This is a genomic window from Kribbella sp. NPDC004138 (assembly GCF_053603655.1).
The window spans coordinates 1-15,859 of the sequence record NZ_JBSGFZ010000027.1; the positions used below are offsets into that span (position 1 = coordinate 1).

At 70.6% G+C, this 15,859-nt stretch carries 17 protein-coding genes; 16 read left to right on the plus strand and 1 reads right to left on the minus strand.

What is annotated here, in order from left to right; translation table 11 throughout:
• Window positions 1-102 precede the first annotated feature (102 nt).
• The 13 genes from ACWEOO_RS32510 (at window position 103) to ACWEOO_RS32570 (ending at window position 12,491) form a co-directional block, all read left to right on the plus strand.
• Complete coding sequence (locus ACWEOO_RS32510) at window positions 103-1,815, plus strand: GMC oxidoreductase (protein WP_452146288.1); 1,713 nt, start codon at window positions 103-105, stop codon at window positions 1,813-1,815.
• A 517-nt stretch (window positions 1,816-2,332) separates the two neighbouring features.
• Window positions 2,333-3,328, plus strand: coding sequence for a biotin synthase BioB (gene bioB, locus ACWEOO_RS32515; protein WP_452146289.1), 996 nt, complete (start codon window positions 2,333-2,335; stop codon window positions 3,326-3,328).
• Window positions 3,325-3,513, plus strand: a complete 189-nt coding sequence (bsaP, locus tag ACWEOO_RS32520) for a biotin synthase auxiliary protein BsaP (protein WP_359927565.1) — start codon at window positions 3,325-3,327, stop codon at window positions 3,511-3,513. Before bioB ends, bsaP begins: the two co-directional genes overlap by 4 nt.
• Window positions 3,514-3,584: 71 nt before the next feature.
• Entirely contained in the window at window positions 3,585-3,782 is a 198-nt protein-coding gene (locus ACWEOO_RS32525) for a hypothetical protein (protein ID WP_452146290.1), read from the plus strand.
• Between the two features lie 51 nt (window positions 3,783-3,833).
• A complete protein-coding gene (locus ACWEOO_RS32530; protein WP_452146291.1) occupies window positions 3,834-4,214 on the plus strand; it encodes a hypothetical protein in 381 nt (126 codons plus the stop codon).
• On the plus strand, window positions 4,207-5,163 hold the full coding sequence (locus ACWEOO_RS32535; protein WP_452146292.1) for a zeta toxin family protein: 957 nt from the start codon (window positions 4,207-4,209) through the stop codon (window positions 5,161-5,163). The genes ACWEOO_RS32530 and ACWEOO_RS32535 overlap by 8 nt, the downstream gene beginning before the upstream one ends.
• 137 nt (window positions 5,164-5,300) lie before the next feature.
• Window positions 5,301-6,572 (plus strand): adenosylmethionine--8-amino-7-oxononanoate transaminase, encoded by a 1,272-nt coding sequence (bioA, locus tag ACWEOO_RS32540; RefSeq protein WP_452146399.1) that lies wholly within the window; start codon window positions 5,301-5,303, stop codon window positions 6,570-6,572.
• Window positions 6,572-7,693 (plus strand): 8-amino-7-oxononanoate synthase, encoded by a 1,122-nt coding sequence (locus ACWEOO_RS32545; protein WP_452146293.1) that lies wholly within the window; start codon window positions 6,572-6,574, stop codon window positions 7,691-7,693. The genes bioA and ACWEOO_RS32545 overlap by 1 nt, the downstream gene beginning before the upstream one ends.
• Before the next feature lie 192 nt (window positions 7,694-7,885).
• Window positions 7,886-8,548, plus strand: coding sequence for a dethiobiotin synthase (gene bioD / locus ACWEOO_RS32550; protein ID WP_452146294.1), 663 nt, complete (start codon window positions 7,886-7,888; stop codon window positions 8,546-8,548).
• Window positions 8,545-9,633, plus strand: a complete 1,089-nt coding sequence (locus tag ACWEOO_RS32555) for a hypothetical protein (protein ID WP_452146295.1) — start codon at window positions 8,545-8,547, stop codon at window positions 9,631-9,633. The genes bioD and ACWEOO_RS32555 overlap by 4 nt, the downstream gene beginning before the upstream one ends.
• 11 nt (window positions 9,634-9,644) lie before the next feature.
• Entirely contained in the window at window positions 9,645-9,842 is a 198-nt protein-coding gene (locus ACWEOO_RS32560) for a hypothetical protein (protein WP_452146296.1), read from the plus strand.
• A gap of 9 nt (window positions 9,843-9,851) precedes the next feature.
• Window positions 9,852-11,414: a glutamine-hydrolyzing GMP synthase gene (guaA, locus tag ACWEOO_RS32565; RefSeq protein ID WP_452146297.1), complete on the plus strand. Its 1,563-nt coding sequence runs from the start codon at window positions 9,852-9,854 to the stop codon at window positions 11,412-11,414.
• A 99-nt stretch (window positions 11,415-11,513) separates the two neighbouring features.
• Window positions 11,514-12,491: an ArsR/SmtB family transcription factor gene (locus ACWEOO_RS32570; protein WP_452146298.1), complete on the plus strand. Its 978-nt coding sequence runs from the start codon at window positions 11,514-11,516 to the stop codon at window positions 12,489-12,491.
• 15 nt (window positions 12,492-12,506) lie between these two features.
• On the opposite strand, the gene ACWEOO_RS32575 is transcribed toward ACWEOO_RS32570, so the two are convergent.
• Window positions 12,507-13,310: a TetR/AcrR family transcriptional regulator gene (locus ACWEOO_RS32575; protein WP_452146299.1), complete on the minus strand. Its 804-nt coding sequence runs from the start codon at window positions 13,308-13,310 to the stop codon at window positions 12,507-12,509.
• Between the two features lie 68 nt (window positions 13,311-13,378).
• Between ACWEOO_RS32575 and ACWEOO_RS32580 the strand changes: the two genes are divergently transcribed.
• Genes ACWEOO_RS32580 through ACWEOO_RS32590 form a run of 3 tightly spaced genes read left to right on the plus strand, consistent with a single transcriptional unit; the run spans window position 13,379 to window position 15,847 of the window.
• Entirely contained in the window at window positions 13,379-14,242 is an 864-nt protein-coding gene (locus ACWEOO_RS32580) for an NmrA family NAD(P)-binding protein (RefSeq protein WP_452146300.1), read from the plus strand.
• On the plus strand, window positions 14,223-14,786 hold the full coding sequence (locus tag ACWEOO_RS32585) for a DinB family protein (protein WP_452146301.1): 564 nt from the start codon (window positions 14,223-14,225) through the stop codon (window positions 14,784-14,786). The genes ACWEOO_RS32580 and ACWEOO_RS32585 overlap by 20 nt, the downstream gene beginning before the upstream one ends.
• Before the next feature lie 32 nt (window positions 14,787-14,818).
• Window positions 14,819-15,847: an Rv2578c family radical SAM protein gene (locus ACWEOO_RS32590; protein ID WP_452146302.1), complete on the plus strand. Its 1,029-nt coding sequence runs from the start codon at window positions 14,819-14,821 to the stop codon at window positions 15,845-15,847.
• Window positions 15,848-15,859 lie beyond the last annotated feature (12 nt).

The window sequence follows — 15,859 nt, forward strand, 5'->3', positions numbered from 1 at the left end:
CTCGCTCCCGCGGGGGGGGTCTTGGGGGGGTGACTCCGGGTCTTCCCTGGGCGCACCGGTCGCTTCGCTCCCTCCGCTCCTCAGTCCAGACCGGGAGGCCCCATGACCAGCCACGACTACGACGTCGTGATCATCGGGTCCGGCTTCGGTGGGTCGGTGTCGGCGCTGCGGCTGACCGAGAAGGGCTACCGGGTTGCCGTCCTGGAGGCCGGGGCGCGGTTCGAGGACGCCGCCTTCGCGAAGAACTCGTGGGACGGCAAGCGGTTCCTGTTCGCTCCGAAGCTCGGGATGTACGGGATCCAGCGGATCAGCGCTTTGCGCGACGTGATCATCCTGTCCGGCGCCGGGGTCGGCGGCGGGAGCCTCAATTACGCGAACACGCTGTACGAGCCCCTGCCCGCGTTCTACACCGACCGGCAGTGGGCGCACATCACCGACTGGCGGTCCGAGCTGGCGCCGTACTACGACCAGGCGAAGCGGATGCTGGGCGTGACGACGTACCCGGGGTTCACGCCGGCCGACAAGGTGATGAAGCAGGTTGCCGAGGAGATGGGTGTCGGCGAGACGTTCCGCCCGACACCGGTCGGTGTCTTCTTCGGTGAGCCCGGCGTGGAGGTCGACGACCCGTACTTCGGCGGCGCGGGCCCCCGCCGTACCGGCTGCATCAACTGCGGCGAGTGCATGACGGGCTGCCGGCACAACGCGAAGAACACGCTGACCAAGAACTACCTGTACCTCGCGGAGAAGGCCGGCGCGGAGGTGTACTCGCTGACCACGGTCACGTCGGTCGAGCCGCTCCCTGAAGAAACCGGCGGCGGGTACGCGATCGACACCCGGCGGACGTCGAACAAGAAGGCCACCCGCCGGTTCACCGCGCAGCAGGTCGTGTTCGCGGCCTCGGCCCTCGGGACCGCGAAGCTGCTGCACCGGCTCCGCGACGAGGGCAAGCTGCCCCGGCTGTCGGACCGGCTCGGCGTCCTCACCCGGACGAACTCGGAGTCGCTGCTCGGCGCGATCTCCCGCGACCGCGACGTCGACTACAGCTATGGCGTCGCGATCACGTCGTCGTTCCACCCCGACGAGATCACCCACATCGAGCCCGTGCGGTACGGGAAGGGCAGCAACGCGATGTCGCTGCTGCAGACTGTGCTGACCGACGGCGACGGGGACAAGCCGCGCTGGCGGACCTGGTTGCGCGAGCTCGGCGTGCAGCGGAAGAACATCCGCTGGCTGTACGACCTGAAGCACTGGTCCGAGCGGACCGTGATCGCGCTGGTGATGCAGACCGCGGACAACTCGATCACGACGTTCGGCAAGCGGGACCGGCTGGGCCGCTGGCGGCTGACGTCGAAGCAGGGCCACGGCGCGCCGAACCCGTCCTGGATCCCGGTCGCGAACCAGGTGGTCCGGCGGATGGCGCGGCTGATGAACGGTACGCCGGGCGGCACGATCGGCGAGCCGTTCAACGTGCCGATGACGGCGCACTTCATCGGCGGCTGCGCGATCGGCGACTCACCGGCGTCGGGCGTCGTGGATCCGTACCACCGCGTCTACGGGTACGACGGCCTGCACATCGTCGACGGCTCGACGATCTCCGCGAACCTCGGCGTCAACCCGTCCCTGACGATCACTGCCCAGGCCGAGCGGGCCCTGTCGTTCTGGCCGAACAAGGGCGAGGCGGATCCGCGTCCGGCGGCCGGATCGGCGTACGAACGCGTGCAACCGGTGAAGCCGGCGCACCCCGTCGTACCGGCCGAGGCTCCGGGGGCGCTGCGGTTGCCGATCTTCCCGAAGCAGGCTGTGACGGAGCCGTAACAAAGCGGTGCGAAAAGAAAGCAAATGAAAAAGCCTCAGCAGTAGGTTGCTGAGGCTTTGTGAAAAGGTCCGGAAAAGGGAGCAGGTCCCTCGGGAACGTTTCCGCCCAAATCGTTTCCCGAGGGACCCACTCAAGCCGGGGTGAGGCGCCCGGCGCTTTGGGATCGGGTCACCAACCACAGCTGGCGACCCGAGCTCTTGGTCACTACCTTACATCCGATTTCCGCGAGCTTCAGGGCTTGTGACCACTCTGCGTGCTGATCGTAATGATCGGCCTTGTCGCTCTTGGTAATCAGGTGGCGGTCTTCCTTGCGGTAACCGCCTTCGTACACATCAACGAGCCCTTCTACAGGGGGTTACGAGTTTCCCAGAAAAATCCAGAAACTTTTCCGGGAGAGTGCGGAGAGTGGCGATGAGGCACTCCGGGGGCATCTGTTCCACGTGACGCCCGCCGCAGCCCCGGCGTACCCCTCTGACCTACTGTGAGCCCGGACCGTTGAGTTGAGGCAGGAGAATGATGAGCGACATCCTGGACGTGGCACGTGGGCAGGTTCTGGAGCAGGGCGTCGGGCTGAGCCAGGAGCAACTGGTCGAGGTTCTCCGGACCCCTGACGACCGGCTGCCCGAGCTGCTCGCGCTCGCCCACGACGTCCGGGTGAAGTGGTGCGGCGAGGAGGTCGAGGTCGAGGGGATCATCTCGCTGAAGACCGGCGGCTGCCCCGAGGACTGCCACTTCTGCTCGCAGTCCGGCCAGTTCACCTCGCCGGTGCGGGCGGTCTGGCTGAACATCCCCGAGCTCGTCGAGGCCGCCAAGGAGACCGCGAAGACCGGCGCCACCGAGTTCTGCATCGTGGCCGCGGTCCGGGGGCCGGACGAGCGGCTGATGTCGCAGGTGAAGGCCGGTATCGAGGCGATCAACGCCGAGGTCGACATCAACATCGCCTGCTCGCTCGGGATGCTGACCCAGGCCCAGGTCGACGAGCTGAAGTCGTGGGGCGTGCACCGCTACAACCACAACCTCGAGTCGGCCCGCTCGTACTTCGGCGACGTCGTCACCACGCACTCGTTCGAGGAGCGCTGGGAGACCTGCCTGATGGTGCGCGACTCCGGCATGGAGCTGTGCTGCGGCGGTCTGGTCGGCATGGGCGAGTCGCTGGAGCAGCGCGCCGAACTCGCGGCCCAGCTCGCCGAGCTCGACCCGCACGAGGTGCCGCTGAACTTCCTCAACCCGCGGCCGGGGACGCCGTTCGGCGACCTGGACGTGATGGACGGCAAGGACGCGCTGCGCACCATCGCCGCGTTCCGGCTGGCGATGCCGCGGACGGTCCTGCGGTACGCCGGCGGCCGGGAGCTGACCCTCGGCGACCTCGGCACCCGCGAGGGCCTGCTCGGCGGCATCAACGCGGTCATCGTCGGGAACTACCTGACCACCCTCGGGCGTCCGGCCACCGCCGACCTGGACCTGCTCGCCGAGCTGAAGATGCCGGTGAAGGAACTCCAGAAGACGCTGTGACCGAGACGTACTGCGGCCGCTGCGGCCGCGAACTCGCCGACGGCAGTCACGAGGACTGCCGCCAGGCGCTGGCCCTGGAACCTCCCAGGTACTGCGGGACCTGCCGCCGCCGGATGGTCGTCCAGGTCCACCCGATGGGCTGGTCGGCGCGCTGCTCCGTCCACGGCGTGCTGACCGCGGGCTGATTCGAGCGCCCGTTTGCTCCTGCACGCTCGTAGAGTCGCCGCATTCCATCGATCGTGGGGATGTGATCGCAATGGGCAAGTGGGGACAGAAGCGGGCCGAGACGCGGCGAGTGGTGGCGAACGGCGGCACCGTGTCGGGCGGTCAGGCGAGGCGGGCCACGCAGGTCGGCGGTCTCGGTGACGACGGACTGGTCCGGGACCCGCAGGGCCGGGTCACCGGCGACTTCCGGAAGCGGACGAAGAAGGCGGAGAACCAGAACGGCGTCTGAGTCCCGGCGGCCGCCGTCGGGCTGACCCGAGGCGTCGGATATCGTTTATCTGTGGGTAATCTCGCCGACCTGACTGTGCTTCCGGCGCTGGGTAAGGCGAGGTGGACGACCGCGCAGATCTTCGGCTACGAGATCGCGCTCGAAGCGGTCCGGCAGGCGATCGGGGCCTGCGCCCGGCGGATCGCCGAGGCCGAGGCCGCCGACGAACCCGATCAGGACCTGATCGCGGCGTTGCGCGCCGAGCAGGCCGCCTGGGCGGCCCGCGGCGAGCAGCTCGACCCGCTCGACACCCGCGCCGTCAGCCGGGTTCGCGTCGACGCCGACAACCTGCTCAGCGTCGACGACGAGGACGAAGACGACGGTGAGGGCGCCGACGAGCAGGACGACGAGGCCGAGGAGGAGCCGGGCGGGCAGGATGGCCGAGGTGACTGAGCAGGACCGGTTCGTACCGAACGGCTTCTCGCCGAGCGGCTTCCGGCCGCGCGAGTTCGTGCTGAGTGACGCGGACAGCGAGCGCGTCTTCCGCGAGCGGATCGTCCCCGACCGGCTCACCGGCATCCCGCAGGACGATCCGCTGGTGGTCTTCGTCGCCGGTCAGCCCGGTGACGGCAAGGCCTCGATCACCGCGCTCGTGAAGGCCGTGCTGGCGCGTCGCGGCCGGCCGGTCGTGCTGAGCAGCTTCGCCCTCGAGGCGTACCACCCGCGGCTGTCCGAACCCATCAGCGACGAGCCCTCCACCGCCGATCGGTACGTCGAGACCGACGGCCGCCGCTGGCTGGCTCGCGCCGAGGAACTGGTCGCCGAGCAGCGGTACGACGTCGTCGTCGAGACCGAACTGGCCGACCCGGAGGCGTTCGCGGCATCGGCCCGCGCGTTCAAGGCGGCCGGCTACCAGGTCGAGGTCGCCCTCCTCGCCGTCCACGAGGCCGTCAGCCGCCTCGGCGTACTGCAGCGCCACATCCGCGCCCTGGAGGACTTCGGCTTCGGCCGCCTCGTCACGCAGGCCCGCCACGACGCCGGGTACGCCGGTGTACTGCGCGCGGCCGAGCTGATCGACGAGGGCGACTGGGCGGACCGCGTCGGCGTACTGCGACCCGACGGCCAGCTGATCTACGGCAACGAGCGCGACCCCGACTGGCAGCAACCACCCCGCGCCGCCGACGCGATCACCTGGGAGCGCGAACGCATCTGGTCGGTCACCGAATCCCGCGACTTCCTCGACGCCACCAGCTCCGTCGAACGCTTCGGCCTGTCCGCCCCGGTCCAATGGATCCGCGACGAGTCCGTCGACGGCGCCAGGGCCTTGATGACGCTGGCGAAGCCCCGCCTCGACCCCGTGGCTGTCACCTTGCACATCGCCAAGGCGGGGACCGCGTTCTAGCGGCGAGCGAGGTACTGATCACATCGGGCCCACCTGCGGGTCGCGCGTGCGGGAGAAGCGATTACCGTTGGGAATCCTCAGGACGGAGGAGGACGGTGTCACAGTCGGTCAATGCGTGGCGACAGCGGGACGCGGAGGTGCTCTGGCATCCGTACTCCTCGCTGACCGAGCCGTCGCCGGTGCGGATGGTGCGGGGCGCATCCGGCGTGCGGTTGCAGCTGGACGACGGCCTGGGCGGGACCGTCGAGGCGATCGACGCGATGGCGTCGTGGTGGTGCATGATCCACGGCTACCGGAACCCGGTGCTGGACGCGGCGCTGAAGCGCCAGGTCGACGAGTTCAGCCATGTCATGTTCGGTGGGCTGACCCACGAACCGGCGATCCGGCTGGCGGACCGGCTGATCGAGATCACGCCGGAGCCGCTGCGGCACGTGTTCTTCTGCGACTCGGGATCGGTCTCGGTCGAGGTGGCGATCAAGCTCGCCCTGCAGTACCAGGTTGCGCGCGGCAACCACGGCCGGACCCGGATGCTGACGGTGCGCGGCGGGTACCACGGCGACACGTTCGCGCCGATGAGCGTCTGCGACCCGGTCAACGGTATGCACTCGCTGTTCACCGGCGCCCTCAAGGAGCAGGTCTTCGGCCCGCAACCACCCGCCGGCTTCGACCGCCCGGACGACGACCCGGAGCTGCGGTCCTGGGCCGACGCGCTGGCAGCGCTGGCCGAGCAGCATTCCGGTGAGGTCGCGGGCATCGTCGTCGAGCCGGTTCTGCAGGGCGCCGGCGGCATGTACCCGTACAGCCCGGCCTGCCTGCGCGTTCTCCGCGAGATCGCCGACCGCCACGGTTTCCTGCTGATCTTCGACGAGATCGCCACCGGGTTCGGCCGCACCGGCACGATGTTCGCGTCCGAGCACGCGGGCGTCGACCCCGACATCCTGTGCGTCGGCAAGGCACTGACCGGCGGGTATCTGACGCTGGCGGCGATGCTGTGTACGACCGACGTCGCGCACACGGTGTCGAACGGGCCAGGCGGTGCGTTGATGCACGGTCCGACGTTCATGGCCAACCCGCTCGCCTGCGCGGTCGCCCTGGCCTCGATCGACTTGCTGCTGTCCCAGGACTGGGCCGCACGAGTGGACCGGATCTCGGCCGGTTTGTCGGCGGGGCTGGCCCCGGCGCGGGAGCTGCCTGCCGTGAAGGACGTGCGGGTGCTCGGGGCTGTCGGCGTGGTGCAGCTCGGCGGGCCGGTGGATCTGCCGCGGATGACCGAGGCGGCGTTGCGGCGGGGCGTGTGGGTGCGCCCGTTCCGCGATCTCGTCTACACGATGCCGCCGTACGTCTGCACCGACGACGACATCGCCGCCATCGGCGCGGCGATCACGGGTGCGGTCGAGGAGGCCGGCTGATGCTGGAGGACTGGCTCGCCCCGAAGGCAGCCGCGCTGGATGCCCGCGGCCTGACCCGGCGGCTGCACGCCCGCGCCGCGGACGCCGACCTGATCGACCTCGCAGGCAACGACTACCTCGGCCTGGCTCGCGATCCGCGGGTGGTGGCGGCCGCCGCGGACGCCGTACGGACGTGGGGCACGGGCGCGACGGCGTCCCGCCTCGTCACCGGTACGACGGAACTCCACGAGCAGCTCGAGTCCGCGCTGGCGGCGTACGCCGGGCAGGAGTCGGCGCTCGTGTTCTCGTCCGGGTATCTGGCCAACCTCGGCGTGGTCACCGCGCTCGGCGGCCCGGGCACGCTCCTGGTCTCCGACGAGCACGTCCACGCCTCCCTCGTCGACGCCTGCCGCCTGGCCCGCTCCCGCGTCGAGATCGTCCCGCACAACGACGTGGACGCCGTCGAGAAAGTACTTGCCGAGCGCAACGAACCGCACGCGGTGGTGATGACCGAGTCGGTTTTCAGCGTCCTCAGCGACGAGGCGCCGCTGTCCGAACTCGCCGCGATCACCGAGTCCCACAACGCCGTACTCCTGGTCGACGAGGCCCACGGTTTGGGTGTCACCGGCAACGGTCACGGATCCGTCCACGCGGCCGGCCTCGCCGGTCTCGAGCATGTCGTCGTCACGATGACGCTGTCCAAGTCCCTGGCCTCGCAGGGCGGAGTGGTTCTCGGGCCGTCCCTACTCCGCGAGCACCTCGTCAACCGGGCCCGCCCGTTCATCTACGACACCGGCCTCAACCCGGCCGCCTGCGCCGCCGCCCTGGCAGCCCTCCAGATCTTGCAAGCCGAGCCTGACCGCCCCGACGCAGTCCACGTAGCCGCAGCCCAACTGGCCACCGCCTGCGCGGTCCCGCAGCCCCGAGGCGCGGTCGTCTCCGTCCCCATGCCGGGCCCCCGCGAAACCGTTCAGGCGGCGGAGGCCTGCCTGGCCGCCGGGGTACGAGTCGGCAGCTTCCGCCCCCCATCCGTCCCCGACGGCATCTCCCGCCTCCGCCTCACCGCCCACGCCGGCCTGACCACCGCCGACCTGGACAGAGCCTGCACGGTGATCACCGCCGCAATCGCCGAAGCGTCCTGAGACCGGCGTCGGCTGAGGTATACCAGGCGGGCACCACCAATGCGGCGATGACTCCTGCCTCGCCATGGTCTTGATCGACGGCCCTCGTGCCTCCGCAGGACGTAGCGATCCCGCCACCATGCGTGACAGGCGTCCACGGCGCTCCAGGGTCTCCTAGCCGGGCCGCCGGGCGCCGCGCCTAGACTCGGGCGGGTGACCCGGATCCTGCTTGTCACCGGCACCGATACCGGCGTCGGGAAGACCATCACCACCGCGGCCCTCGCTGTCCGCGCGACCGGTTCGGTTGCCGTCGTCAAGCCCGCGCAGACCGGCGTCGGGCCGGACGAGCCGGGGGACCTCGACGACGTGCACCGGCTGAGTGGGCTGACCAAGCTGCACGAGGGCGTCCGGTTGCGGGATCCGTTGGCGCCGACGACCGCGGCCCGGCGGGAGGGCGTCAGGCTGCCACCGGTGGTGGCGCACGCGCGGGCGATCGACGAGCTGGCCCGGACGAACGACACCGTGCTGGTGGAGGGCGCGGGCGGCATCCTCGTCGGTTTGGATGCCGAAGGCAACAACCTTGCGGATCTCGCCCGGCACCTGACGTCGCCGTTCGGATTCGTGGTGGTGGCGAGGGCGGGTCTGGGCACGCTGAACCATGCCGGCCTGACCGTCGAGGCGTTGCGGTCCCGGGGCCTGCCGATCGACGGGCTGGTGATCGGGTCGTTGCCGGAGCAGCCGGATCTGGCCGAGGAGTGCAACCTGGAGGACCTGCCGGCGACGACCGGGGTCCCGGTGCTCGGGCGGATCCCCGCCGGGGCGGGATCACTGAGCCAGGAGGAGTTCGTCGCCGCCGCGCCGGGATGGTTCGAGTGACCGGCTGCCCGGCGCGGTACGACGAGCAGCTCGGGTACTGGGTCGTCGACGATCCGGCGCTGGCGCACGACGTGCTGCTCGATCCGCGGACGTTCCGCCCGGACAACGCCGTCCTCGCGCACACTCCGCTGGCGGTGAAGGCATTGCGGGTGCTGTCCGGAGTGGGGTTCGCGCTGCCGCCGACGCTGGCGAACAACGCGGGGGAGTCGCACCGGCCGATCCGCGCCGCCGTCGCCCGGTTCTTCAGCCCGGCGCGGGTGGCGGCGGCCGAGCCGTTCACCCGGGAGCTCAACGCCGTGCGGGTCGCGGCGGCAGCTGCGGAGCTCGCGAGCGGGCGTGAGGTGGATCTGGTCCAGGCGATCGCCGCCGAGCCGCCCGCCCTCGTCGTACTGCGGTTGCTCGGCCTGACGGATGTCGACGTACCAGCGTTGAAGGCGTGGAGCCTGGACTCGCTGGAACTGTTCTGGGGATGGCCCGACGAGGACCGGCAGCTGGAGCTGGCTCACAGCGCGGCCGAGTTCTATGCCTGGCTGCGCTCGCGGACGACAGCCGCGCGGCGGGCGCCGGCTGACGATCTGTTCGGTGCGCTGGTCGGGCTGGGGCTGACCGACGAGGAGGTCTGTGCGGTCGGCTACTTCCTGCTGATCGCCGGTCAGGAGACCACCACCCAACTCATCTCCGCCGCTTTCCACCGTGTGCTGGGAGAGGCCGATCGCGCTGCCGAGCCGGCGGAGCTGGTCGAGCGTGTACTGCGGGATGCGTCCTCGGTCCCGACCTGGCGGCGGATCACCGCTGAGCCGACGACCCTCGGAGACGTGGAGCTGCCGGCGGGAGCGCCGGTGCTGCTCGGGCTGAGCGGCCACGGCGGCCCGGCGGATCTCGCGTTCGGAGTCGGGATCCACCGCTGCCTGGGCGCGGGCCTGGCGCGGATGGAGACGCGGGTCGCACTGGAGAGCGCCGGCGAGCTGCTGGCCGGCGTCCGGCCGGTGGAGGAGCCGCCGCTGATCGACCTGCTCTCGTTCCGGGCGCCGAAGCGTCTCCGGGTTGTAACGCGCGGTAACACCGAGGACAACTCGCGGGCCTAGCGTCACTTCTCGTGAGCTTCCCATCGCGCCGCCGGGTGCGGCTCTGGTTCGGACCGCACCAGATCGCGGACTACATCGGCGAACCGGCCGCGGCCGCCCGTCATGAGGCCGCGATGCGGCGCCGGTTCCCGGGCCTGGACGTCACCAACGACCCGCTGCCGGTGTCCCGGCGTTCGGCGGATTACAGCCCTGCTGACCTGCACCGATAGGCTTTGCGCGTGGCCCACGAAATCCCGCAGCACGAGTTGGTCCTGGTCGTCGACTTCGGCGCGCAGTATGCACAGCTGATCGCCCGCCGGGTGCGCGAGGCGAAGGTGTACTCCGAGATCGTGCCGCACTCGATGCCGGTCGAGGAGATGCTGGCCAAGCAGCCGAAGGCGATCATCCTGTCCGGCGGCCCGCAGTCGGTGTACGCCGAGGGCGCGCCGCGGGTCGATTCCGGGCTGTTCGAGGCCGGCGTCCCGGCGTTCGGGATCTGCTACGGGTTCCAGGCGATGGCGCAGACGCTCGGCGGCGACGTCCGGCGGACCGGGCTGCGCGAGTTCGGCCGGACGCCGGTCACGGTGAGCGCGGCCGGCACGCTGCTGGCCGGCATCCCCGAGGACCTGAACGTGTGGATGTCGCACGGTGACGCGGTGCACGCGCCGCCCGCCGGCTTCGCGGTGCTCGCCGCCTCCGAGGGCGCGCCGGTGGCCGCGTTCGAGGACCTGGACCGGCGGCTCGCCGGTGTCCAGTGGCACCCGGAGGTCCTGCACTCGCAGGCGGGGCAGGCCGTGCTCGAGCACTTCCTGTACGAGATCGCCGGCTGCAAGGGCGACTGGACGACGACCAATGTCGTCGAGGAGCAGGTCGAGCTGATCCGGCAGCAGGTCGGCGACAAGCAGGTGCTGTGCGCGCTGTCCGGCGGTGTCGACTCCGCGGTCGCGGCGGCCCTGGTGCACCGGGCGATCGGCGACCAGCTGACGTGTGTGTACGTCGACCACGGCCTGCAGCGGGCCGGGGAGTCGGAGCAGATCGAGAAGGACTTCGTCGCCGCGACCGGGATCCGGCTGGAGGCGGTCGACGCCGAGGAGCAGTTCCTGACCGCGCTGGCCGGGGTGACCGACCCGGAGCAGAAGCGGAAGATCGTCGGCCGGGAGTTCATCCGGACCTTCGAGGCGACCGCGCGCAAGGTGGACGCCGAGCGGCACATCGAGTTCCTCGTCCAGGGCACGCTGTACCCGGACGTGGTCGAGTCCGGCGGCGGCGCGGGCGCGGCGAACATCAAGTCGCACCACAACGTCGGCGGCCTGCCGGACGACCTGCAGTTCAGCCTGATCGAGCCGCTGCGGACGCTGTTCAAGGACGAGGTCCGCGAGCTCGGCCTGGCGCTCGGCCTGCCGGAGACGATGGTCTACCGGCATCCGTTCCCGGGGCCCGGCCTGAGCATCCGGATCATCGGCGAGGTGACCCGCGAGCGGCTGGACATCCTCCGCGCCGCGGACCTGATCGCCCGCACCGAGCTCACCGCGGCCGGGCTGGACCGCGACATCTGGCAGTTCCCGGTGGTCCTGCTGGCCGACGTCCGGTCGGTCGGCGTCCAGGGCGACGGCCGGACGTACGGTCACCCGGTCGTCCTGCGCCCGGTCACCAGCGAGGACGCGATGACCGCCGACTGGGCCCGCCTGCCGTACGACGTGATCGAGCGGATCTCGACCCGGATCACCAACGAGGTCGACGAGGTCAACCGCGTCACCCTCGACGTCACCAGCAAGCCCCCGGGCACCATCGAGTGGGAGTGAGCGCGACCGCAGTCACAGCGGGTGACCCGCACGACTGTTAGTGTCGTAGTGTCGCCCGTTGACCACGGCGGGTGATATTCCTCGGGGGAGGAGACCGTGGTGTTCCGCGTTCATTTCGAGTGTGCGGATCTGGCGAGGACGACGATCGCGCAGCAGCCCGATCCGTTGTGGGAGGTCCTGCTGGGTCTCCACGTCCTGCAGACCGATGACGAGCCGGAGACGTTCGGCAGCTGGCGCGAGCGGGCGAGAGCCCGGCTGAGCGCCCTGGAGCAGGAGTTGCTCGCGGTGACCCCACCAGTGGGGTATTCGCCGGACTTCCTGACACCGCGTGCCGCGGGCGAGGGACTCGAGGCGGGACTGGCGGCTGTCGCCGCCACCCCGCCCGGTCAGCTGCGGTCCGAGCTGGGCCGGTTGTCGGACACCGTCCGGCTGCCCGCCTGGACCCGGCGGCTCGCGGCCGGCGAGACCGCCGTGATGCACGGGCTCGTGCAGGGCCTGAAGTCGTTCCACCGGACCAAGATCGCGCCGCAGATGCCGATGATCACGACCGCGATCGAGCCGGCCGTTGCCAAGCACAACGACACGGTCGCGAACGGCGGGCTCGAGTCGCTGATCCCGCAGCTGCACCCGACGCTGCACTGGGACGCGCCGGTGCTGTCGGTCGACCTGCCGCACATCGACCGCGACCTGCACCTGAACGGCCGCGGACTGCGGCTGGTGCCGTCGTTCTTCTGCTGGAAGTACCCGATGATGCTGCTCGATCCCGCGCTGCCGCCGGTACTGGTGTACCCGGTCCGGCACGAGGCCTTTCCGGTGGTGACGCGCCGGGTGGACCGTGACGGCGCCGTCGCCGATCTGCTCGGGAAGACCAGGGCGCGCGTCCTGCGGAGCATCTCGAGTGGTGCCTGCTCGACCAGCGAACTCGCGGCCCGTGCCGGCATCTCGCTGGCCTCGGCCAGTGAGCACGCGCGCGTCCTGCACGACACCGGCTTGGTGACGACGCGCCGTATCGGCAGCTCCGTGCGGCACATGCTGAACCCGGTCGGCGCGGACGTCCTCACCGGAGTCCGCGGCTGAGCCGGAGCCCTTGATCTATTGGGGTTTCATGGACTGGATGCCGTCGAGGAGGCGGTCCAGGCCGTACCGGTACGAGTCGGCGGCGGCCTGCCGGGTGGACGACTGGTAGCCGTCCGCGTGCCAGATCGCGGTCATCGCGGGATGCCGGTCGACGTCGAAGTACGTCTCCCACAGGTCGTTCCGCTCGTACCACCAGGCGTCGTTCGTCTGGCCGGTCGCGCGCTCGACGAGCCGGCTCTCCGCCTCGAGACTCGCCGCGGAGTCGACGTACGTCGTGAGGGCGAGCGCGGCCGTGTTGGTCTCGAGTGCGCCGAGCCCGAGGCCGAGTAACGCGGACAGCAGGTACTCGCGGCCGGCCAGCATGCCCGGGCCGACCGGCGGGCGGATCGTCGACACCTGTGACAGCCACAGGTGCCGCTGGAACATCGCACGGGTCTGCTCGGAGTAGATCTCGACCTGCTCCCGCCAGTCCTCCGGTCGCGCCGCACCCGGGCCCGGGAGCTCGCGTTCGCCGAGCACCTGGTCGACCATCAGGTCGAGCAGCTCGTCCTTCGACGGCACGTACGTATAGAGCGTCATCGTGCCGACGCCGAGCTCCTTCGCCAGCCCGCCCATCGACGCAGCCGCCAGGCCCTGGTCGTCCGCGAGCTGGATGCCTGCGCGCACGACGTCGTCCACGTTGAGCGACGGCCGCCGGCCGGCGCCCCGCTTGCGCGCCGCTCCGTCGGCGAATTCACCGGCGGCCGGCTGGCGGTGGTTGCGCCACAGCAACGCCAGCGTCTTGTCCGGCCGCCCCTCGCCACTCCGCCGCTCGCTCACGGCCCAACGATAGGCGCTCCGATCAATTCTCGTATACCCTACGAGAATTCGAGTGAGGGGAGATCCGGATGACCATCCTGGTGACGGGTGCGACCGCGAGTGTGGGGCGCCTGCTGGTCGACGAACTGGTCGCGGCCGATGCGCCGGTGCGGGCGTTGACCAACCAGCCGGCCCGGGCCGCGCTGCCGCCGGAGGTGGAGGTCGCGCGCGGGTATCTCGGCAAGCCCGAGACGCTGCCCGCGGCGCTCGCAGGCATCGACACCGTGTACCTGGCGCCGCTTCCGGCGTACGTCGACGACTTCGTCCGCTGCGCGCGCGACGCCGGCGTGCGGCGGGTCGTCGTACTGTCGGGGGAGCCCGCGGACTACGAGGCGCAGGGCGATCCGTCGACGTGGCACTACTACCGGATCGAGCGGGCGATCGAGGCGGCCGGCTTCGACTGGACGTTCCTGCGGCCCGGGCAGTTCATGAACAACACGCTCGACTGGGCTCCGTCGATCAAGGCCGATTCCGTCGTGCGCGCGCCGTACGCCGGCGCCGTGCAGACGCCGATCGACCTCGCCGACATCGCGGCGGTGGCGCGGGTGGTGCTGCTGTCCTCGGCGTACGACGGGCAGAAGATCACGATGAGCGGGCCTGAGGGGCTCACGCCGCCGGAGCAGGTCGCCGCCATCGCGGAGGCGATCGGGCGGGAGGTGCGGTTCGAGGAGCTCACGCCGCAGGAGTACCTGGACGGCCTGGCGCCGGTGATCGGGCTCGAGACGGCGCAGTGGCTGCTGGACGGATTCCGGATGATGGCCGAGCACCCGATGAAGCCGGAGCCGGCCGTGGCCGAGCTGACCGGGCGGCCGGGGACGACGTACCGCGAGTGGGCGTTCTCGAACGTCGGCGCCTTCCGGCATGATCGCGGGCGTGAAGGAAACTCTGCATGACTACCTCCGTAACGCCCGCGAGGCGATCGTCTGGAAGCTCGACGGTCTGGGCGAGTACGACATCCGCCGGCCGCTGACGCCGACCGGCACGAACCTCCTCGGCCTGGTCAAGCACCTGACGATCGTCGAGGCCTGGTACTTCGGCAAGAGCTTCGACCGGCCGTTCCCCGAAGAGCTGACCTGGTGGGACGACGACGCCGAGCCGAACGTCGAGATGTGGGCCACGGCCGACGAGACGCGCGCCGGGATCGTCGACCGCTACCGGCGCGCGTGTGCGCACGCCGACGCGACGATCGAAGCGCTCGACCTGTCGGCGGTCGGGCAGGTCCCGTGGTGGCGCAAGTCCTCGGTCACGCTGCACGGGATGCTCGTCCACGTCCTCGCCGAAACCTGCCGGCACGCGGGCCACGCCGACATCATCCGCGAACAGGTGGACGGCGCCGCCGGCCTGCGCTCGGACAACTCGAACCTCCCCGAGCAGGACGCCGCGTGGTGGGAGGCCTACCGCGCAAACGTCGAGGAGGCCGCGCGGGCCGCTGTTTGACGTCCATGCGAACATGTGTTCGACTATGAGGCATGAGGTGGGCGGGACAGCAGATCGACGCCGAGGCTCCGGGGACGTTGCCCGGGCTCGGGTCGATCGCCGGGCTGGTCCGGTCGGTGACGACGCCCGAGTTCCAGGGAGTCACGTTCCATGAGGTGCTCGCCCGCTCGGCGCTGAACTCAGTGCCCGGATCGGCGCTGCCGTTCAACTGGACCGTCAATCCGTACCGCGGGTGCACCCACGCCTGCCGGTACTGCTTCGCCCGGCCGACGCACACGTACCTCGAGCTCGACACCGGCCGCGACTTCGACCAGCAGATCGTCGTGAAGACGAACGTGGCCGACATCCTGCGCCGCGAGCTCGCCCGCCCGGCCTGGCGGCACGAGCGGGTTGCCCTGGGCACCAACACGGACCCGTACCAGCGCGCCGAGGGCCGCTACCGCCTGATGCCCGGCATCATCGACGCGCTCGCGTCCTCCGGCACGCCGTTCTCGATCCTCACGAAGGGCACGCTGCTCCGCCGCGATCTCGGTCTCCTGTCGGCGGCCTCGGCCGACGTCTCCGTCGGTATCGGCATCTCGCTCGCGCTCGGCGACGAGGAGCTGCGCCGGCGTCTGGAGCCCGGCGTGCCGTCGGTCCGCGGCCGCCTCGACCTCATCCGCGCCCTGCGCGCCGCCGGCCTCCCGTGCGGCGTCATGGTCGCGCCCGTCCTTCCCTGGCTGACCGACTCGACCGACCAACTGGACCATCTCCTGGAGGAGCTGTCCGCCGCCGGCGCCACCGGCGTCACCCCGCTCGTCCTGCACCTACGCCCCGGCGTCAAGGACTGGTTCATGCAATGGCTGGCGCACGACCACCCCAACCTGGTCAGCCGCTACGAATCCCTGTACGGCCACGGCTCCTACGCCTCACCGAGCTACCGCAAAGCCTTCGAGGAGAAGGTCCGCCCCCTGCTCGCCAAACACGGCTTCGCCGGCCCGTCGTCGCACCGTTCCGAACCGATCCGAGGCATGCACGCCACCCGAGCCGCCGGCGCGCCCTCGCAGCAACGCCTGTTCTGACCGCGGAGCCGG

What these genes read in the sequence shown, in the direction of transcription:
- ACWEOO_RS32510 (WP_452146288.1), top strand. Translation starts at nt 103, where the DNA reads ATGACCAGCCACGACTACGACGTCGTGATCATCGGGTCCGGCTTCGGT.
- bioB (WP_452146289.1), top strand. Translation starts at nt 2,333, where the DNA reads ATGAGCGACATCCTGGACGTGGCACGTGGGCAGGTTCTGGAGCAGGGC.
- ACWEOO_RS32525 (WP_452146290.1), top strand. Translation starts at nt 3,585, where the DNA reads ATGGGCAAGTGGGGACAGAAGCGGGCCGAGACGCGGCGAGTGGTGGCG.
- ACWEOO_RS32545 (WP_452146293.1), top strand. Translation starts at nt 6,572, where the DNA reads ATGCTGGAGGACTGGCTCGCCCCGAAGGCAGCCGCGCTGGATGCCCGC.
- ACWEOO_RS32580 (WP_452146300.1), top strand. Translation starts at nt 13,379, where the DNA reads ATGACCATCCTGGTGACGGGTGCGACCGCGAGTGTGGGGCGCCTGCTG.
- ACWEOO_RS32590 (WP_452146302.1), top strand. Translation starts at nt 14,819, where the DNA reads ATGAGGTGGGCGGGACAGCAGATCGACGCCGAGGCTCCGGGGACGTTG.